General features: G+C 75.1%; 16 protein-coding genes and 1 pseudogene. 10 read left to right on the forward strand and 7 right to left on the reverse strand.

Going from position 1 to position 18386, the window contains the following annotated elements; all coding sequences use genetic code 11:
* Nucleotides 1-164: 164 nt before the first annotated feature.
* Complete coding sequence (locus IE225_RS24770; protein WP_190059818.1) at nt 165-1544, reverse strand: ABC transporter substrate-binding protein; 1380 nt, start codon at nt 1542-1544, stop codon at nt 165-167.
* A 117-nt stretch (nt 1545-1661) separates the two neighbouring features.
* On the opposite strand from IE225_RS24770, the gene IE225_RS24775 reads away from it, so the two are divergent.
* Together IE225_RS24775 and purU are read left to right on the forward strand one after the other, a co-directional pair.
* Nucleotides 1662-2162 (forward strand): SCO4402 family protein, encoded by a 501-nt coding sequence (locus IE225_RS24775; protein WP_190059819.1) that lies wholly within the window; start codon nt 1662-1664, stop codon nt 2160-2162.
* Between the two features lie 175 nt (nt 2163-2337).
* Entirely contained in the window at nt 2338-3219 is an 882-nt protein-coding gene (gene purU / locus IE225_RS24780; protein ID WP_190059820.1) for a formyltetrahydrofolate deformylase, read from the forward strand.
* A gap of 91 nt (nt 3220-3310) precedes the next feature.
* Here the strand turns inward: purU and IE225_RS24785 are convergent, their stop codons facing one another.
* Both IE225_RS24785 and IE225_RS24790 read right to left on the reverse strand, forming a co-directional pair.
* Nucleotides 3311-4549: a zf-HC2 domain-containing protein gene (locus tag IE225_RS24785; RefSeq protein WP_190059821.1), complete on the reverse strand. Its 1239-nt coding sequence runs from the start codon at nt 4547-4549 to the stop codon at nt 3311-3313.
* Nucleotides 4546-5127 carry a sigma-70 family RNA polymerase sigma factor gene (locus IE225_RS24790; RefSeq protein WP_190059822.1) on the reverse strand — a complete coding sequence of 194 codons (582 nt, stop codon included), beginning with the start codon at nt 5125-5127 and terminating at the stop codon, nt 4546-4548. The genes IE225_RS24785 and IE225_RS24790 overlap by 4 nt, the downstream gene beginning before the upstream one ends.
* Nucleotides 5128-5522: 395 nt before the next feature.
* Between IE225_RS24790 and IE225_RS24795 the strand changes: the two genes are divergently transcribed.
* The 4 genes and pseudogenes from IE225_RS24795 to IE225_RS33455 all read left to right on the forward strand — a co-directional run.
* Nucleotides 5523-5897 carry an STAS domain-containing protein gene (locus tag IE225_RS24795; RefSeq protein WP_190059823.1) on the forward strand — a complete coding sequence of 125 codons (375 nt, stop codon included), beginning with the start codon at nt 5523-5525 and terminating at the stop codon, nt 5895-5897.
* A 186-nt stretch (nt 5898-6083) separates the two neighbouring features.
* The gene (locus tag IE225_RS24800; protein ID WP_190059824.1) at nt 6084-6596 is read left to right on the forward strand and encodes an EF-hand domain-containing protein; all 513 of its coding nucleotides are present in this window, start codon (nt 6084-6086) and stop codon (nt 6594-6596) included.
* Between the two features lie 779 nt (nt 6597-7375).
* A complete protein-coding gene (locus IE225_RS24805; protein WP_190059904.1) occupies nt 7376-7840 on the forward strand; it encodes an ATP-binding protein in 465 nt (154 codons plus the stop codon).
* Between the two features lie 452 nt (nt 7841-8292).
* Nucleotides 8293-9450, forward strand: a pseudogene (locus tag IE225_RS33455) (MFS transporter); the annotation flags it as partial.
* A 63-nt stretch (nt 9451-9513) separates the two neighbouring features.
* Here IE225_RS33455 and IE225_RS24810 read toward each other — a convergent pair.
* Nucleotides 9514-10554: a GlxA family transcriptional regulator gene (locus IE225_RS24810; RefSeq protein ID WP_190059825.1), complete on the reverse strand. Its 1041-nt coding sequence runs from the start codon at nt 10552-10554 to the stop codon at nt 9514-9516.
* Between the two features lie 71 nt (nt 10555-10625).
* Between IE225_RS24810 and IE225_RS24815 the strand changes: the two genes are divergently transcribed.
* Nucleotides 10626-11996 carry an MFS transporter gene (locus tag IE225_RS24815; protein ID WP_373303270.1) on the forward strand — a complete coding sequence of 457 codons (1371 nt, stop codon included), beginning with the start codon at nt 10626-10628 and terminating at the stop codon, nt 11994-11996.
* A 24-nt stretch (nt 11997-12020) separates the two neighbouring features.
* Here IE225_RS24815 and IE225_RS24820 read toward each other — a convergent pair whose 3' ends face one another.
* Complete coding sequence (locus IE225_RS24820; RefSeq protein ID WP_190059826.1) at nt 12021-13271, reverse strand: flavin-containing monooxygenase; 1251 nt, start codon at nt 13269-13271, stop codon at nt 12021-12023.
* Nucleotides 13272-14055: 784 nt separating this feature from the next.
* Here IE225_RS24820 and IE225_RS24825 point away from each other — a divergent pair.
* The gene (locus tag IE225_RS24825) at nt 14056-14664 is read left to right on the forward strand and encodes a GNAT family N-acetyltransferase (RefSeq protein WP_190059827.1); all 609 of its coding nucleotides are present in this window, start codon (nt 14056-14058) and stop codon (nt 14662-14664) included.
* Entirely contained in the window at nt 14661-15650 is a 990-nt protein-coding gene (locus tag IE225_RS24830) for a GNAT family N-acetyltransferase (RefSeq protein ID WP_229880005.1), read from the forward strand. The genes IE225_RS24825 and IE225_RS24830 overlap by 4 nt, the downstream gene beginning before the upstream one ends.
* An 88-nt stretch (nt 15651-15738) precedes the next feature.
* Here IE225_RS24830 and IE225_RS24835 read toward each other — a convergent pair whose 3' ends face one another.
* Both IE225_RS24835 and IE225_RS24840 read right to left on the reverse strand, forming a co-directional pair.
* Nucleotides 15739-16413, reverse strand: coding sequence for a pyridoxine/pyridoxamine 5'-phosphate oxidase (locus tag IE225_RS24835; protein WP_190059828.1), 675 nt, complete (start codon nt 16411-16413; stop codon nt 15739-15741).
* A gap of 255 nt (nt 16414-16668) precedes the next feature.
* The gene (locus tag IE225_RS24840; RefSeq protein WP_190059907.1) at nt 16669-17304 is read right to left on the reverse strand and encodes a TetR family transcriptional regulator; all 636 of its coding nucleotides are present in this window, start codon (nt 17302-17304) and stop codon (nt 16669-16671) included.
* A 144-nt stretch (nt 17305-17448) separates the two neighbouring features.
* On the opposite strand from IE225_RS24840, the gene kbpA reads away from it, so the two are divergent.
* On the forward strand, nt 17449-18342 hold the full coding sequence (gene kbpA / locus IE225_RS24845; RefSeq protein WP_190059829.1) for an AfsK-binding protein KbpA: 894 nt from the start codon (nt 17449-17451) through the stop codon (nt 18340-18342).
* Nucleotides 18343-18386: the final 44 nt, after the last annotated feature.

An 18386-nucleotide genomic window follows, 5' to 3' on the forward strand; every position in this document is an offset into this window, starting at 1 on the left:
TGTGACCGCGGTCCGTGCGGCCCGGTTGTGACCGCGACCCGGTTGTGACCGCGGTCCGTGCGGCCCAGCTGTGACTGCGGCCCGGTTGTGACCGCGGTCCGTGCGCCGCGCCCGGGACGGTTCCCGGCGCGGCGCACGGCGGCGCACGGGGGCGGCGCGGGCGGTCACGGCAGGTCGGCGTCCTGCAGCGTCTGCGTCACGTCGACGAAGCCCCGGCGGGCCGCCACGAGCTGCCCGCCCCGCACCACCTGGAGGGTGACGTCGGTGTTGACCAGGCGGGGGAAGCCGGCGGCCGACAGCGCGTCCTCGAAGCGCCACTGGAGGGTGGGGGTGAGGCCGCCGGTGGTGACCTTCAGGCCGTCGTCGAGGGTGCGCCGGACGGTGTCCGCGCTCACCTCGCCGTCGCCGATCCTCTCCAGGACGGTCCTGAGGACGGTGTAGGCGATCCATGTGGTCTGCACGCCGGCGTCCGCCGGGTCGATGCGGTTGTCACTGAACGCCTCCTCGCTGATCACCTTCTTCAGGGTGTCCCAGCGCGGGTCGCTCGACGCCGGGTACCAGCCGGTGATGTAGGCGCCCTCGTAGGGGCCCGACGCGCCGCCGGAGGCGTTGATCACCGTCTGGTCGACGCTGCCGAGGTCGGTGGCGGTGCGCACCGCCGGGTAGTCCTCGCGGACGCGCCGGAAGGAGTCCATGAAGGTGTCGGTGCGGTCGCCCAGCGCGGGGATCACGCAGCCCTTCTTCCCCGGGTTCGCGGTGGCCTGCCGCAGCGCCTGCTCGGCCTGCGCGGAGTACTCGGTGGCGTCGTCGGCCGCGAGCAGGTCCTGCGCAAAGGGGTGCCCGCCGGCCTCCAGGCCCGAGTCGAGCAGCCCCGGAAGCTGGTCGCCGGCGATGCTGTCGGGCCGTACCAGCGACACCGGCCCGCAGGATCCCGCCAGTTCCTTGCCGAGGCCGGCCAGCAGCACCGGCTGGCCGCCGTTGACCGGGTAGGACAGCACGCTGGTGAACTCGTCCTCGGTGGCGCCGTAGCCGCCGATGTAGGGGATGCCGGCGCCCTCCAGCGGCGGGAAGAAGGAGTCGCCGAACTGGCTGTAGGAGCCGACGACGGCGACGACGTTCTCCTTCACCGCGCGCCGGGCGCACTTGGCGGCGGCGACGCTGTCGTTGTGCTCGTTGCAGGTGAGCACCCGCAGCCGGCGGCCGTGGATGCCGCCGTGGCGGTTGATCCAGCGGACGTAGGCCCGTGCGAGGGCCGGCATGCCGGGCTTGTTGGTCGACCTGGTGTTCTCCGGGGCCCAGGTCATGACGGTGATCGGGTCATCCCCGGAACCCCCCGTGGTACCGGGGACGACCCCGCACCCGGCGAGGAGCGACGCACACGCCGCCACCACCGAGGCGGACCGGGCGGCGGCTCTGACGGCCCTGACGGCCCTGACGGCCCTGACGGCCCTGACGGCCCTGACGGCCCTGACGGCCCTGGCGGGCCTGGTGGGCCGGAGAAAGGCGCGGAGGACGGTGGTGGGGGTGCGTCGCCTGCCAGTCATGTACACGCACGATTCCGTCACATCCCTAACCTCCGCGTGACCCAAGGTCAACCGCCGGTGACGCAGAGGTGAATTGCGGGGGGCGGTGGGGCGCGGGAAGGACGGATCGTACGATCGGTGACCGTGCAAGCTCCGGAGAACTCTTCCCGTCGCGGCCGCCGCTCCTCCACCATGGGCGGCATGCCACTCAACGACATGCCGTGGTGGCGCTGGCGCAGCCATGTGCGCTCCGCGCTGCACATGCTCTCCGACCCGGTCTTCCAGCGCGACGTGTGGCTCGCGGGCGTGGAGGGGTACGGCGACGTCACCGACGCCGTGTACCGGCTGGTGGAGGACACCTGGCTGGACCACTGGTCCGCGGAGAAGTACGTCGGCACGATCTTCCGCGACTCGCAGGAGGCCGCGCTCGTCGACACCGCCGTGCTGCGGGTGCTGCGCATCATGCACCAGGTCGGGCCGGACGCCCCGGTCGCCGCCTACCTGGACCACCCGGGGTGGCCGGAGGCGGTGCGGGCGGCGCGCGACGCGCACGTGCGGATGGCGGTGAGCGACGGCGAGGACCCGGACACCCCGCCGAAGTCGCTGGAGGTGCTGCGGATCCTCACCCGGTCCGCGTGACGGACGGGTGGCCCGCGTGACGGACGGGTGGCCCACGTGACGGACGGGCGGTCCGGGCGGCGCGGCGGGGGCGCGGGGGACGGACGGTCCGCATGACGGATGGTCCGCGTGACGGGCGGTCCGCGTGACGGACAGGCCGCCGACCGGTTGCGCGGGATGTGCGACCCTGTCGTGCATGAACGAGCAGTCCACCCGAGCCGCGGCCGAGGCCGACCAGTACGTCCTCACCCTCTCCTGCCCCGACAAGCAGGGCATCGTGCACGCCGTGTCCAGCTATCTGTTCATGACCGGCTGCAACATCGAGGACAGCCAGCAGTTCGGCGACCACGACACGGGACTGTTCTTCATGCGGGTCCACTTCTCGGCCGAGGCGCCGGTGGCCCTGGAGAAGCTGCGCGCCAGCTTCGCCGCGATCGGCGACTCCTTCCACATGGACTGGCAGATCCACCGCGCCGACGAGAAGATGCGCGTCCTGATCATGGTGAGCAGGTTCGGGCACTGCCTGAACGACCTGCTCTTCCGGGCCCGTATCGGCGCGCTGCCGGTGGAGATCGCCGCCGTGGTGTCCAACCACACCGACTTCGCCGAGCTCGTGGCCTCCTACAACATCCCCTTCCACCACATCCCGGTGACGAAGGACACCAAGCCCGAGGCCGAGGCGCGGCTGCTGGAGATCGTGCGCGAGGAGGAGGTCGAACTCGTCGTCCTCGCCCGCTACATGCAGGTCCTCTCCGACGACCTGTGCAAGCAGCTCGCCGGGCGGATCATCAACATCCACCACTCCTTCCTGCCGAGCTTCAAGGGCGCCAAGCCCTACCACCAGGCCCACGCGCGCGGCGTCAAGCTCATCGGTGCCACCGCGCACTACGTCACCGCCGACCTCGACGAGGGCCCGATCATCGAGCAGGAGGTCGAGCGCGTCGGGCACGACGTCACCCCCGAGGGGCTGGTCGCCGTCGGGCGCGACGTGGAGTGCCAGGCGTTGGCGCGGGCGGTGAAGTGGCACGCGGAACGCCGCATCCTGCTGAACGGGCGGCGGACGGTGGTGTTCGCCTGAGGCCCGTCCCGCCCCGCTCGCCCGGGCGGGGCTGCCGCCTGCCACTGCCGGCCGGTCCGACCGGCCCGACCGGGCCGGTGGTGCCGGTGCCTCACATCCGGCTCAGCGACGCCGTCGCGTACAGCACGTCGCGGATCGCCTCGCGGTCGCCGAGCTGACCCGCGGCCGCCTCCTCCGGCGGCACGTGGCCGGCCGCCAGCCGGCAGAACTCCACCCCGTCCAGCGCCACATGGGCGACCTCGTGCTCGGCGGAGCCCACCGCGCCGGGCGAGTCCAGCGGGATCAGCCACTCGCCGCCGCCGGAGCCCTCGATCTCCAGCCGCAGGCTGCGCCCGGGCCCGCCCGCGGCCACCAGGTGCCGCGCGGTGGCCGGCGGCGCGGCGAGCCCGGCCCGGCGGCGCGCCGCGAGCACGCGGGGCAGCATCCGCGCGGCCAGGTCGATCAGGTGGTGCAGGTGGCGCCCGGCGGGCGGGTCGTAGGGGTAGTCCACGGCGTCCGCGATGTCCTCGGCGTGCACCCAGCACTCGAAGGCGCGGTCCAGCAGCGCGTCGCGCAGCGGGAGTTCGACGCCGCCGTAGGACACGGGCAGGGCGTCCGAGGAGCCGCCGGTGAAGGACACCGTGCGCACGACGGCGTGGCTCTGCTCCCGCCAGGGCCCGCGCACGGCCCGGGTGGGCGGCCGGCGCGCCGCCCGCCAGTACGCCTCGGTCCGCTCCGCCGGCGGCGCCACGCCCGGTGCCGCGTCGCCGAGAACCTGGGCGAGCGGGTCGCCGAGCCCGAGGGCGATACCGACCAGCCCGTCGACCGCGAGCAGGTGGGCGATGACGCCGGCGACGGTGGTGCGCAGGCCGGCGGTGGTGCCGGCGTCGAACCAGCGCAGCCGCACCGGCGCATGCCACTCGGCGTCGCCGAAGTCCTGCAGCAGCGCGTCCAGGCGCGCGGTCTCGGTGTCGTACGGCGCCGCCCACTCCGGGACCGGGACGCGCGCCGGCCGCCGCTGCAGGGCGCTCTCCAGGACGCGGGTGCGCAGGCCCGGGTCGAGGTCCAGGCTCTCCGGGGGATGCAGCAGGCCGACGGCGTCGCGCAGCCGCAGCGCCTCCTGGGCGCACGGCCCGCAGCCGCCGAGGTGCTCCTCGACGGCCGCCGTCTCCTGCGGGGAACAGGCGGCCAGCGCCCAGGCGCCCAGCAGGGAGCGCAGCACGTCGTGCTCAAGGGCGGGCGGCGCCGGTGCGAGCGCCGGCGGCGGATGCCCGCCCTCCTGCGGGGACGTGCCCGGCGCAGGAGTGCCGCCGTCCCCGTCCCGCCCGTCGAGGCGGTCCGCCGGAGTCATGCCGCACCCCCGTTCCCGGGCGGCGCCCCGGGGGTGCCGGTGTCGTGGGCGGTGGCCAGGAGCTGCAGGCCCAGGCGGAGCCGGCGGCGGGCCTCGTCCTCGGTGACGCCGAGGTCGGCGGCGGTCCGGCGGTAGTCGCGGCGCTGGAAGTAGGCCCGTTCCAGGGCGGCGCGCAGCGGGGCGGGCATGGAGTGGACGATGTAGTCGGCGCGGGCGGCGACGGAGGCGCGCCGCACCCTGCGTTCCAGCTCCTCGGTGCCGCCGCTGCCGGTGACGGCCAGCGCGGCGGTCTCGGTGGCGCGCAGCCGCTGCACGGCGATCCGGTGGGTCAGGCCGGCGATCCAGGAGCGCAGCGGCTGCTGTTCGGGGTCGTAGGTCTCAGGGTGTTCCCAGACGTGCACGAAGACGTCCCGGGTGACGCGGTCGGCGGCGTCCTCGTCGCCGAGGACGCGGTGGGCCAGGCCGTGCACGAGGGACGCGAACCGGTCGTAGAGCTCGCCGAGGGCTGCGGCCTCGCCGCGGGCGAGCCGTTGCTGCATCCTGTGGTCCCAGCGGGGCGGTGCGTCCCTGGTCGGCATACGGCCCCTCACCCCCTGTCGCCCCGTGCGTCGCTCCCGGTCCCTGTCCGGCGTCCAGCGTGTGTCCACCGCGCCCTCGAATGTAGTCGGCACGTCCGGCGGCGCACGCCCCCTTGTGCCGATGTGCGCCCCCGGTGACGCCGCAGGTGGTAGGGGGGCGCACGGTCACTGCCCGCACTCGCGCCCCGGCCATCCTCCCGCGTAACGACCGTACTTGATCGAAAAGGATTGAATATGACTGAAACAATTCTCTGGTCGATCGGCGGCGGTTTGGTGAATCCCGTTTCAGGGAACGGCCGGTGGGCAGCAGCCGCCCAGAGAAACGTAGGAACTGCTTCCGTTTCCCGGCGGTTCAGGTGGTTCCGGAGCATCCGGCGAACGGGAGGGGCGGACCCGTGGCGTTCCAAGTGACCGAGGGCGAACAGGGCGGCTGGGCCGTTCTCCGGGTGGCGGGCGAGCTCGATCTCGTGACCTCGCCGGTCTTGCGCCAGCGCATCCACGACGTGGTGGCCGAGGGGCGCCACCGGCTCGTCCTGGACCTGTCCGGGGTCTTCTTCTGCGACTCCAGCGGCGTCGGCGTGCTCGTCGCCGCCCGCCGCCTGATCCGCTCCTGCCGGGGCCGGCTGCGGATCGTGCTGCCCGCCGGGGGAGTCGTCGACGGCTCGCACGTCAACCGGGTGCTGGGCGCGCTCGGCGTGCGGCGCCTGTTCGACGTGTACGCGGACCTGCCGTCGGCCGTGGCGGACGACGCGGAGCCGATGACGGCGTAGGGCCGCCCTCGTCCACCCCGGCGCACTGCAACGCCGGTGTACCGGAATGCCCGCGGTCGCGGCACAACCGGCGCCTTCCCGCTGCCTCGCGGCCGCCGCCGACGTACGCTCCCTGCCGGAACCACCCCCGAACCACCCCCGAACCACCCCGAACCACCCCCGACACGAGGTAAGGCGGCCAGAGAGATGGTCAGCAGCGAGTACGAGCGCGGGATCGCCGCCCGGTTCGCCTCCTTCGACCAGGACGGCAACGGCTGGATCGACCGGGAGGACTTCAGCGCGGCGGCCAAGTCCCTGCTCGCGGAGTTCGGCACGGCGGCCCGCTCCGACAAGGGCCAGGCGCTGTACGCCGGCGCGGAGGCGTTCTGGCAGGGCATGGCGGGGATGGCGGACCGGGACGGCGACCAGCGCGTCACCCGCGAGGAGTTCGTGGGCGGCGCGGTCAAGCGGCTGCGCGACAACCCCGACCGGTTCGCCGAGATCGCCCGCCCCTTCGTGCACGCCGCCCTGGCCGTCGCGGACCCCGACGGGGACGGCCGCATCGCCGTCGCCGACCTCGCGCGCGCCCTGCGCGTGCTCGGCGTGCCCGAGGACACGGCCCGCGCCGCGGCGGCCGCGCTCGACGCCGACGGGGACGGCGAGGTCGGCGAGGCGGAGGTCCTGCCGGCGTTCGCCCGCTACTTCACGGTGCCCGAGTGACCCGTGTCCCCGGCACCCGCGCGCCCGTGTCACTGTGACACGTTTCCAGGCCACGGCCCGGCACCCGCGTGCGCTCGTGCCGGGGACGTGCCCGCGGCCGGACGGGCGCCGTCCGCGGTCGGCCGGGCGTGCGCGGGTGCCGGGGCGTGCCCGTGCCGGGGCGCGCCGCCGGGCGGGCGTTCCCGTCGCCGCCGGGCGCGGCGTGGCCGAACCGGCACCGACAGTAAGGGACTTCTCGCGCGCCGGTCGCCGGCATCGGCGCCCCGATGGGCCGCGGGCCTGCGGCGTCGTCCGGCACGCGCGCCCGAATGTCGCGGAACGTGGCATTCCGTGGTTACGGAGCGTCGCGATACCGGGTTGTGTCCTTGTGGCGACCCGTCACAGCACGGAGTCGGCGGTTCACTCCGGTACCTTGGGGGCGATGCGAGTGGTTCCGAGCATGAGCCGTCCCAGCGCCGCGCCCGCCGCGACGTCGGAACCGGCGGTGCGCGCCGCTGCTCGCGGGGTCGGACGGCCGACGGGGGCCGTCCTGTTCGACTCCCTGCCACGAGCGTCGCACAGTATGCCGCACAGGTACTCCTTCGCGCGGGAATATGCCCGAAGCGCTTGTTGTGGTGACGGTGCGTCAACCATGCTGTGCCGCAAGGGATTCACGTTCCGTGACCCGTGCGTTGGCCGTTGTTCCGGCCAGGCAGGAAATGGCTACGATCGTGGCCCTCGTGTGGCGCGAGGCTGTGTGTCCGCCGGTTCGGATGGTGTGAGCGGTGCAGGTGCTTCAAGTGCAGCTGGAGATCCGGCCCGACCCCGCAGAGGTGGGGCGAGCCCGGAGGTGGGCCCGCACGCGGCTCGCCGGATCGGGGATAGGAGCCGATGAGCCGCTGGCCGAGACGCTGATCCTGCTCGTCTCCGAACTCGTCACCAACGCCGTCGTGCACACCGGCCACCCGGCCGTGCTGCGGCTGTCGCTGCCGCTCGCGACGACCGGCGAGGCCACCGTGCGCATCGAGGTGGCCGACGCCAGCAGCCGCGCCCCGGTGCCCCGCTGCGTGGACGGCGACGCCACCGGCGGGCGGGGCCTGGCCCTCGTCGACGGGCTCGCCGACCGGTGGGGCTGGAGCCGCGAGGACACCGGCAAGAGCATCTGGTGCGAACTGGACCGCTGCACCTCCTCCCCGAACGCCGCCTCGACGGCCTGCGGGGGCGGCGTGGCCGCCTTCCAGGGCTTCGCGTACGAGGCGGTCTAACGGCCCGGCGGTCTGGCGGCCGTTCGCGCGGTCCGGCGTTGTCCGCGCGGTCCGGTCGGCCGTCCGTGAGATCCGATGGCCGTCCGCGACGTCCGATGGCCGGCCGTGCGCCGGGGTGTGCCCCTGCATGCACCCGCCTGGAAGGGGGTGTAAGTAACAAAAGTCCGATCCGGTGTTGACGCCCCGTGTCCGTTTGATCACTCTTGTGGGCAGCGATTCGCCGCGAGGGGACGGCGAGGGCCCGCTGACGGGGAGCCCTCGGCGAGTGTGAGTCGTGACGCGCCGCCGGCCGGGGGTCCCGACGCCGCCACCCGGGAACCCGGCCGGCGGCGCGCGCAACGGCCGCTTCCTCCACAGGCTGTGGACAATGTGCGGGAGGAACCGCCCCGGGTTTTCCACAGGTTCGGGACATCCGTCGCCGCGATGTCGGCGCCGGCCTCTACGGTCGACGCATGACCTACCGCGATGTCGCCACCAAGCAGGTGCTGACCTGGTGCTTCGTGGCCGTCGGCGCCCGTGCGCCGGTGGCCGCGGCCCCGCTGGCCCTGGTGTTCCTGGTCCGGGAGCGCCCCGGTGGTTACTCCCTGGCCGCGGTCCTCGCCGCCGCCTACGTGATCGGTGAGATCGCCGGCGCCCCGGTGCTGGGCGTGCGGCTGCGCCCGGACCGGGCCCGTCCCCGGATGGCCGCGGGCCTCGCGGCCGGAGCCGCCGGTTTCACGGGCCTGGGCGCGCTGCCCGGCGCCCACCCGGTGGTCCTGGCCGCGTGCGCCTTCCTCGCCGGGGCGGCCCCCTCCGCCGTACCCGGCGGGTTGCGCGCCCTGCTGACCAGCCTGGTCCCGCGGCGTGCCACGGCGCAGGCCCTGTCCACCGAGTCGGTGCTCACCTCCGCGATATGGGCCGTCGCGCCGGCCGCCGTCACTGGCCTGGCACTCGGTCTCGCTCCCGGCGCGCCCCTGCTGCTGGCGGCCGCGCTGATGGCGGCGTCGGCCGCCGGTCTGTGGCTGCTGCCCGCCGGCTGGGACCGGCCGGACGGCGACCGCGGCGGCACCTCGGTGCCGCGCCTGCTGGCCGGCGCCTGGCCGGTGTACGTGACGGGGGCGGCGAGCCTGTCCCTGCTGGCCCTGGCCGAGCTGGTGCTGCCCGCCCTGCTGGAGTGGCGCGGCACCGGTGTCGGCTGGTCCGGCCCCCTGCTGGCCGGGATGTCGGCCGGATCGGGGGTGGGCGCGTTCCTGTGCGGGCTGCGCACCTGGCCGGGGCGGCTGCACACCCGTGGTGCGGTACTCATGGCCGCCATGTCGGCCTGCGTGACGCTGGTCGCCCTGGTGCCGGCCGCGGCGGGCGTCGCGGCGGCGCTCGTGGCCGCGGGCATGCTGCAGGGCGCCGTGATGCTCACCCGCAACCTCGCCCTGCGGGAGGCCCTGCCGCCGGGTGACCTGGCCGCCGGCTACTCGGTGATGTACGCCGCCGTCGGCGTCGGCTACGCCGCCACCGGCTCCCTCGCCGGCGCCCTGCTGGAGGTCGCCACCCCGTCGGTGGCGATCCTGGCCGGTGTGGCCCTCACGCTGGCCCTGACCGTCCTCGGCTGGTGGGGCGAGGCAGGGCGCACCCGCCGCGCGGCGGTCGCAGCACCGGCCGAGGCGAACCAGATTGGCGACCTATCAAGTGATGGATCGTCAACTACCTTGCCAGAAACCGGTGGTGGCTTGGTCGCCGGACCGGACGTCGCCTCCTGTGCGGCGGAAGGTGCGCCGATACGCGGTGGGGGTGACGCCGAGGACGTTCTGCAGGTGCTGCCGCATCGACTGGGCCGTGCCGAAACCCGCGTCGCGTGCGATCCGGTCGACGGACAGGTCGGTGGACTCCAGCAGGTGCCGTGCCCGCTCCACCCGCTGCTGGGTGAGCCACTGGCCGGGGCTCATGCCGACCTCCTCGCGGAAGCGCCGGGTGAAGGTGCGCACCGACATCGACTCCTGCGCGGCCATGTCGCGCAGCCGGATCGGCTCGTGCAGCCGGCCCAGCGCCCAGGCGCGGGCGGTGCGCGTGGTGGCGAGCTGCGGGTCGGGCACGGGACGGTCGATGTACTGCGCCTGCCCGCCGTCGCGGTGGGGCGGCACGACGGTACGGCGGGCCACCTCGTTGGCGACCGCGGCCCCGTGGTCGCGGCGGACCATGTGCAGGCACAGGTCGATGCCGGCCGCCACGCCCGCGGAGGTCAGCACGTCCCCGTCGTCGACGAACAGGACGTTGGCGTCGACCTTGACCCGCGGGAACATGCGCTGCAGGCGCTCGGCCTCGGCCCAGTGCGTGGTGGCGGGCCGGCCGTCCAGGAGACCGGCGGCGGCCAGCACGAACACGCCGGTGCAGATGGAGGCGAGCCGGGTGCCGGGGCGGATGCGGGCCAGCGCGGCGGCCAGCTCGTCGGTCAGCACGCCCGTGCGGTGCACGGGACCGAGGTCGTGCGACGCCGGGACGACCACCGTGTCGGCGGTGGCCAGGACCTCGGGGCCGTGGTCGACGAGCACGGCGAAGTCGGCGTCGGTGCGCACCGGGCCGGGTGGGCGCACGGAGCACGTGACGACCTCGTACAGGGGCCGCCCCCGCGCGTCCCGGGCGCGGCCGAAGATGCGGTGGGGGATGCCGAGTTCAAAGGGGAGCAGGCCGTCCAGGGTGAGGACGACGACGCGGTGCGGCCGGGCGGCGGGCTGACGGGCCATGGCCCGATCCTAGCGAACGCTGTCCTTCGGGCCACTCGAAGAAAGCACGCCGGTGCCGCAGGCTCGGGGACGTGACGCAGACGACCGACACCGCAGCAACAGCAGGAGCGCGGGCAGGAGCAGCCCGAGACCTCCGGCCCGCCCGCCGTCCCCGCGTGCACTGGGCGTGGTTCGCCGCCGCCGTCACGTTCGTGACGATCACCGGCGCGGCCGCGTTCCGGTCGCTGCCGGGCCTCCTGATCGACCCGCTGCACCAGGAGTTCGGCTGGTCGCGCGGCACGATCGGCGCGGCGGTCTCCGTCAACCTGGCGCTGTACGGGCTGACGGCGCCGTTCGCGGCGGCGCTGATGGACCGGTTCGGCATCCGCCGCGTGGTGGCGGCCGCGCTGACCGTGATCGCGCTGGGCTCGGGCCTGACGGTGTGGATGACGCGGGCCTGGCAGCTGTGGCTGTGCTGGGGCCTGCTGGTGGGCCTGGGCACCGGCTCGATGGCGCTGGCGTTCGCCGCGACGGTCACCAACCGCTGGTTCGTCCGGCGCCGTGGCCTGGTCAGCGGCATCCTCACCGCCGCCTCCGCCTCCGGCCAGCTGATCTTCCTGCCGGTCCTGTCCTGGACGGTCGAGCACCACGGCTGGCGCCCGGCCGCCGTCACGGTGGCCCTCGCCGCCCTCGCGGTCGTCCCGCTGGTCTGGCTGCTGCTGCGCGACCACCCGGCCGACGTGGGCCTGAAGCCGTACGGCGCCGAGGAGTTCGTCCCGAAGCCGCAGCCGGTCCCGGGCGCCGCCCGCCGCAGCCTGGCCGTGCTGGCCTCCGCCGCGCTCCCCCGCTCCCGGTCTCGCGCGGGCGGGGGGACCTCCGCCGGCCCGTTCTGGTTGCTGGCCGGCACGTTCGCGATCTGCGGCGCCTCCACCAACGGCCTGATCCAGACCCACTTCGTGCCCGCCGCCCACGACCACGGCATGCCCGTCACCGCCGCCGCCTCCCTGCTCGCGGTGATCGGGGTGTTCGACGTGGCCGGGACGGTGGCCTCCGGCTGGTTCACCGACCGCTTCGAACCGCGCCGCCTGCTCGCCGTCTACTACGCCCTGCGCGGCGTCTCGCTGCTCTTCCTGCCCCTGCTGCTGGCGTCGGCCGTCCACCCGCCGATGATCTTCTTCATCGTCTTCTACGGCCTCGACTGGGTCGCCACCGTCCCGCCCACCCTCGCCCTGTGCCGCGAGCACTACGGCGAGGACAGCGCCATCGTCTTCGGCTGGGTGCTCGCCTCCCACCAGGTCGGCGCCGCCCTCGTCGCCTACCTCGGCGGTCTGGCCCGCGACGTCTTCGGCAGCTACGACACCGTCTGGTACGCCTCCGGCGCCCTGTGTGCGGCGGCGGCCCTGATGGCCCTGGTGATCCGGCGGCGGCCGGCGGCGCTCACGGAGGGGGCCGCCGCCGCGTGACGCCGGGCGCGGGCGCGGCCCGGCTCACACCACGAGCCGCGACACGTTCAGCTCCCGGCTGTCCGCCACCGCCCGGGCGATCCGCCGGGCGTCGCGCGCCAGTTCCCGCAGCATGCCGCTGATGGGGTTGGTGAAGCCGGTGAAGTACAGCCCGGGCGCGTTGTGGGGGCTGCGGCCGCCGTGGACGACGGGGCGGCCGCGGGGGTCGAGGACGCCGAGGTGGCCGACGAGGGGTTCCAGGCCGGGGGCGTAGCCGGTGGCGGCGATGACGGCGTCCGGTTCCAGGCGGGTGCCGTCGGCGAGGACGACCTTGCGGTCCTCGAAGCGTTCCACCGCGGCCACGATCTCGACGCGGCCGCCGCGCACGGCGTCGATCAGGCCGACGTCCTGGACGGGGATCGCCCCCTGCCGGACCCGGGAGTACAGGCCGGTGTCCGGGCGGGGCAGGCCGTGCGCCGAGAGGTCGGGCACGGAGAGCCGGGCCAGCGGCCGGGCCAGCCGGTCCACCAGGGGCACCGGCAGGCGCCGTACCAGGACGCCCGTGTACTGGGCGGCCCAGCCGGCGGTGGAGCGGCGCACGATGTGCGGGACGGTGCGCACCGCGAGCCGCACCCGCGAGGCCCCGCCCTCCACGAGGTCGACGGCGATCTCGGCGCCGGTGTTGCCGATGCCGACGACGAGGACGTCGCGGCCGGCGTAGGGGCGGGCGTTGCGGTAGGCGGAGGCGTGCAGCAGCTCGCCGGGGTAGGTGTCGCGGCCGGGCCAGTCGGGCAGGCGGGGGGTGTGGTTGTGGCCGGTGGCGACGACGACCGCGCCGCCGGTCAGCCGCCGGCCGCCGGTGGCGTGCAGCAGCCAGCCGGTGCCGTCCGGGGCCGGATCGATGCGGGAGACCTCGACGCCGGTGACGATCTCCAGGGCGTGGTGCTCGGCGTACTTCTCCAGGTAGCGCACCAGGTCGTCGCGGGCGACCCAGCGGCCGAAGCGGCGCGGGATGGGCAGCCCGGGCAGGTGGGACAGGCGCCGGGTGGTGTGCAGGTGCAGCCGGTCGTAGTGGCCGCGCCAGGACGCGCCGATCCGGTCGGACCGCTCCAGGACGACGGCGCGGACGCCCCGCGCGCGCAGCGCGTACGCGGCGGCCAGACCGCCCGGGCCGCCGCCGACGACGTACACGGGGCGGTCCGCGGAGGCGGCGGGCGCGGTGGGTGTGGTGGGTGCGGCGGGCGTGGCGGGTGCGGCGGGGTGTGCGGAGACGGGGGACCCTTGGGAGTCGGCCATGAGCGCGAGCGTAACCACGTCACCGCTTGATGGGTCTCGGTCAAGACGGAAATCGATTGCGGATCGGTCACGGAACGGGACGGCGACCGGAGCGGGGCCGCGAGGCGCGGGGCCGCGTCCGGCACAGGACGGCGACCGGAGCCGGCCGGGACTGCCGTGGAAGCCGGGGCCGCTCGGGACCGGGGCCGCTCGGGACCGGGGCCGCTCGGGACCGGGGCCGCTCGGGACCGGGGCCGCTCGGGACCGGGGCCGCCCGGAGCCGGGACCACCGCGGATGGCCGCGACGCAGGACCCGGTGTGAGACCCGGCGTCGCAGAGCAGGCGGGAGCGGACGGGGCGGATGGGGACGGGCGAAGGCGGCGGGTGTGACGGCCGGTCACCTCGGCGATCCGGGCGACGAGGCCGCCGGGACCGGTGCGGGCGCCGTGGCCCGCGCCCGGTGGTGGAGGCGCTCCGCGCGGGCGCACGGGAACGGGGCGGCAGGACACGAGGGCGGGGCGGCAGGGCACGAGGGCGGCGGGACGGCGTTCCGCCCTGTGGTGCGGGGGAGCAAGGTGGGGGAATCCGCAGGCCGGGAGCGGTGGCTCCGCCCGGCCGGGTACGCAACCCGCCTCACCTGGAGGCTTCGTGGGCGCCCGCCTCGAAGGAGGTCGCCACGGCCCTCGTACCGGAACGCGCAGGGCTTGATCCCCTGCCCCACGCCGTGGGACACGACCGCGGGTGGGAGGAGACGGGCCGAAACGGGTGGGGCCACCGTGCCGCACGGCGGTGTTTGAATGACGGAATGACCACCGACCTGTCCACGCGCGAGCCTCTCTCTCTGGCCTGCATACGCGGCGACGGCCTGTGCCTGCTGCCCTGGGACCCGGAGTCGGACGCCGACGCCGAGGCGTGGCTGCGGGGCCACGGCGACCCGGAGTTCCGCCGCTGGAACACGCCGGTGCTGAGGGTGAGCGACCTCGACACCGCCCGCGCCTCGCTGCGCGCCCGGACGGAGCAGGCGGCGCAGGGCACGGCCGCCGCGTTCCGGATCACCGACGCCGAGAGCGGGGCCGTCCTCGGGCACATCGGCGTCAACGACATCGACCCCTTCCTGAAGGTCGCCCGCGTCGGCTACTGGGTGCTCCCGGAGGCCCGGGGCCGCCGGGTCGCCACCCGCGCCCTCGGCGCCGTGGCCCGCTGGTCCTTCACCGAGCTCGGCCTGCACCGCCTGGAGCTCGGGCACGCCGTCGGCCACGAGGCCTCCTGCCGGGTCGCCGAGCGCTGCGGCTTCCGCTACGAGGGCACGATGCGCGGGGCGATGTTCGAGGCCGGCCGCCACGACGCCTTCCGCGACGCCCACCTGCACGCGCGGATCGCCACCGACGCCGAGCCCGGGGACGGGGCCCGGTGACCGCCCCGACGGGACACGGCTGGCGGTTCAGCCGGGACGTGCGCGCCCTGCCGCCCGCGGCCGACGCCTTCCTGCGGTCGCGGCCGGCCCGGCACACCGTGCAGCTCGCGGCGCTGGAGGAGGGACGCGGCCGCACGGACCCGGACGCCGGGGCCTACGTCGCCTGGTACGCCGGGGACGACGGCGCCGTGCACGCCACCGCCCTGCGCACCTCCCCCTGGCCGCTCGACCTCACCGCGGTCGGCCCCGAGGCGGCCGACGCGCTCGCCGGGCTGCTCGCCGACGAGGGCGCGGCCGTCCCCGGCGTCGGCGCGCCGGCGGCCACCGCCGCGGCCTTCGCCGCCGCCTGGCAGCGCCGCACCGGGGCGGCCGCCCGGCTCACCGTGCGGCAGCGGCTGTACCGGCTGGAGGCCCTGCGCCCGCCCCGCCCCGCGCCGCCCGGACGGGCCCGGCCCGCGCAGGCCGGCGACGCGGAACTGGTGGCGCGGTGGGGCGCGGAGTTCGCCGCGGAGACGAGCGCGGAGAGCGCCACGAAGAGCGCCACGGAGACCGGCACGGAGACCGGCACGGAGACCGGCACGGAGACCGCAGTGGAAACCGGCACAGAGACCGATACAGAGGCCGCTGTGGAAACCGCCGAGGAGACCGCCGAGGCCGCGCAGGAGCGGGTGCGCCGGGCCCGGCGGCAGATCGAGCGCGGCCACGTCACCCTCTGGCAGACCCCGGACGGCACCCCGGCCGCCATGGCCTCCCTGTCCGCGAAGGCCGCCGGCCAGGTCCGGGTGCGGGGCGTGTACACCCCGCCGCCCCTGCGCCGCCGTGGTTACGCCGGCGCCGTCACCGCCGCGGTGAGCCGCGCCGCGCTGGAGGCGGGGGCCGAGGAGGTCGTCCTCTTCGCCGACCTCGCCAACCCGACCACCAACGCGCTGTACCAGCGGATCGGCTACCGGCCCGTGGACGACTTCGCGGTGTACGAGTTCCGGTGACCTCGGGGTGCGGGTCGCCGCGCCGCCCGGAGTGCGGGGACCCGCGCCGCCCGAGAGCCGCACCGCCCGGTGTCCGCGCGCCGGCGCGTCACGGCCACAGCAGTCCCTTCTCCCACTCCCGGCCCGCCTCCCCGGTCCGCCGGTACACCAGCCGCACGTGCCGCCGCTGCGGCTCCCCCTGGAAGAACTCCACCTCCTCGGGCCGCAGGTGGTACAGGGTCCAGGTCGGGACGGGCGCGTCCGGGTCGCGGCGGGCCTGCTCCCAGGCCCGCTCGGAGGCCCGGACGAGGTCGTCGAGACGGGCGAGGTCCTCGCTCTGACGGCCGGTGAGGGCGGCGGCGAGGGCGCCGGTGGAACGGGCGTGCAGGTCGGCCTGGGACTCCTGTGACGGGGCCTGGACGACCGGGCCGCGCAGCCGGACCTGGCGGCCCAGCACCGGCCAGTAGAAGGCGAGGGCGGCGTACGGGCGGGCGGCGAGGTGGCGGCCCTTGCGGCTGGTGCGGTGCGTGGCGAAGGACCAGCCGTGCGCGTCGGCGCCGTGCAGCATCACGATCCGCACGTCCGGCAGGCCGTCCGCGTCGGCGGTGGCCAGGGACACGGTGTGCGGCTCCGGCTGCCCGGCCGCCACGGCCGCGGCGAACCACTCCGCGAACAGGGGCAGCGGTTCGGCGGGCGCGGTGGCCGGGTCGAAGGGTGCGAGGCGGGTGACCTCGGGGTCCCACACCCGCAGGGAGCGCAGCAGTTCGTGCAGATCCGTCGGCATGGCTCGATTGTCGGTCGTCGTTCGCTGGTGGTCGTTCGCCGGGGCATCCGTGGCCGTGGCCGTAAAGGCGGCAGGCGGTGGTCCACGCGGGTGGACCACCGCCTGCGAGACAGGACGTGGGTCGGGAAAGACCCGGAGTGACGGGACGGAGGGGAGGGACAGGACAAGAGAGGAAAAGGTCTCCGGGAAGGGGCCGGAGAACCGCGAGGACCGCGAGGACCGCGAGGACCGCGAGGACCGCGAGGACCGCGAGGACTACTTCGTAGGCTTCCGGCCGGTGACGCCCAGGTGCACCAACAGGGCGATGTTCGGCTTGAGTTGGTCCTTCTTGACGCCCCAGGCCGTGAACGCCTTCTGGTGTGAGGCGACCGAGGTGAGCATGGTGACGAGTGCGCCGGCGATCGCCGCCGGGTTGACGTCCTTGTCCACGCGTCCCTTGGCCTGAAGCTGGGAGATCGCCTCCGTCAGGGAGCCGGTCACCGCGTTCAGGATCTTTATGCGGATCTTGTTGAAGCGCTTGTCGCCCTCGGCGGCCCCCAGGTCGACCACGCGCAGGATCGCGTCGTGCCTGCGCCAGAAGTCCAGGAAGCCGTCGACCAGGTCCTGCGCCGTCTGCCAGCCGGAGCGCCCCGCCCAGCTGCGGCCCTCCAGCAGCTCGGCCAACTCGGCGCCCTCGGCGGCCATGTGCTCGGCGATCTCCAGGACGGCCCCTTCGACGTCCGGGAAGTACTGGTAGAACGTCGCGGGCGACGTTCCGGCCTTCCGGGCGACATCGATGACCTTGACGTCCCGGTAGGGGGAGGAGCTGAGCATCTCGCTGAGGCAGTCGAGCAGCTTCTGCCGGGTCGCCTGCCCACGTCGGCCGGCCACTCGGCCGTCGACGGTACGCACTTGTCCTGTCATGCCGTCAGCTTACCGAGGGGTGATCGGATCGCGATTCGGCCGACTGCAAATGGGGTGGTGGCCGGAAAGAGAGGGTCGGTGGCGCGCCGCCGCTGGTCTGCGGGTTGCGTGAGACCTGGTTACTTTGACGACATGGCCGAAAACAGGGCATCCGCGGATACGGAGGGCGCCTACCCGGAGGGCGTCCCGTGCTGGGTGGACGCGCAGCTCCCCGACGTGGCGGCGGGCAGGCGGTTCTATGCAGGACTCTTCGGGTGGTCCTTCTTGGACCGGCCCGGGAAGGGACCCGGGGAAGGACCTGGGGAGAGACCCGCGGGGAGCCCCGGGGACGAAGGGCGGACACCTGGGGAGACGCCGGGGCAGCCCCCCGGGGAGACGCCCGGGCAGACGCCCGGGGAGACGCCGGCGCTCGGAACGGGCGGCCCGGTCCTGGCGTACCTGGACGGCGCCCCCGTGGCCGCCCTCACGCACAAGGCGGACGGCCGCCTGCCCACCGTCTGGACGGTGTACTTCGCCACCCCGGACGCCGAGGCGCTGCTGGGCCGCATCCGGGCGGCCGGCGGGCAGACCGTCGCCCCCGCGACGCCGGTCGGCGCCCCCGGCGCCGCCGCCCTCGGTACCGCCGCCCTCGCCGCCGACCCCGAGGGTGCCGTCTTCGGCCTGTGGCAGCCCGGCACCCACCCCGGCTTCGGCCGCCGCCACCGGCCGGGCACGTTCGGCTGGGCCGAGCTGTACGCGCGGGACACCGAGGCCGCCAACGCCTTCTACGCCGGCCTGTTCCACGACGCCCTGTTCGGCCCGGGTGCCGAACCCGACTTCGGCCGGGCCGCGCTCACCGAGGTCTTCCCCGCCGAGATGCCGCCGCACTTCCTCGTCCACTTCCGGGTCGCCGACGTGGCGGCGGCCCTCGCCGGCGTCACCCGGCTCGGTGGCCGGGTGCGCGTCGCGCCGTTCGAGGCGTCGTACGGCACCGTGGCCGTCGTCTCCGACGACCAGGGGGCGTGGTTCGGGCTGCTGCAACGCTGATTCCGGCCGCCCGCAGGCCGCCCGCGGGGCCGCCCACCGGCGGT

Origin of the sequence: Streptomyces echinoruber (assembly GCF_014651135.1) — a bacterium.
Lineage (GTDB): Bacteria > Actinomycetota > Actinomycetes > Streptomycetales > Streptomycetaceae > Streptomyces > Streptomyces echinoruber.

Coding starts and splice junctions, on each gene's coding strand:
- IE225_RS24790 (WP_190059822.1), bottom strand. CDS start 5,127: ATGCCGACCAGGGACGCACCGCCCCGCTGGGACCACAGGATGCAGCAA.
- purU (WP_190059820.1), top strand. CDS start 2,338: ATGAACGAGCAGTCCACCCGAGCCGCGGCCGAGGCCGACCAGTACGTC.
- IE225_RS24825 (WP_190059827.1), top strand. CDS start 14,056: ATGACCACCGACCTGTCCACGCGCGAGCCTCTCTCTCTGGCCTGCATA.
- kbpA (WP_190059829.1), top strand. CDS start 17,449: ATGGCCGAAAACAGGGCATCCGCGGATACGGAGGGCGCCTACCCGGAG.
- IE225_RS24785 (WP_190059821.1), bottom strand. CDS start 4,549: ATGACTCCGGCGGACCGCCTCGACGGGCGGGACGGGGACGGCGGCACT.
- IE225_RS24835 (WP_190059828.1), bottom strand. CDS start 16,413: ATGCCGACGGATCTGCACGAACTGCTGCGCTCCCTGCGGGTGTGGGAC.
- IE225_RS24810 (WP_190059825.1), bottom strand. CDS start 10,554: ATGGCCCGTCAGCCCGCCGCCCGGCCGCACCGCGTCGTCGTCCTCACC.
- IE225_RS24770 (WP_190059818.1), bottom strand. CDS start 1,544: ATGACTGGCAGGCGACGCACCCCCACCACCGTCCTCCGCGCCTTTCTC.
- IE225_RS24800 (WP_190059824.1), top strand. CDS start 6,084: ATGGTCAGCAGCGAGTACGAGCGCGGGATCGCCGCCCGGTTCGCCTCC.
- IE225_RS24820 (WP_190059826.1), bottom strand. CDS start 13,271: ATGGCCGACTCCCAAGGGTCCCCCGTCTCCGCACACCCCGCCGCACCC.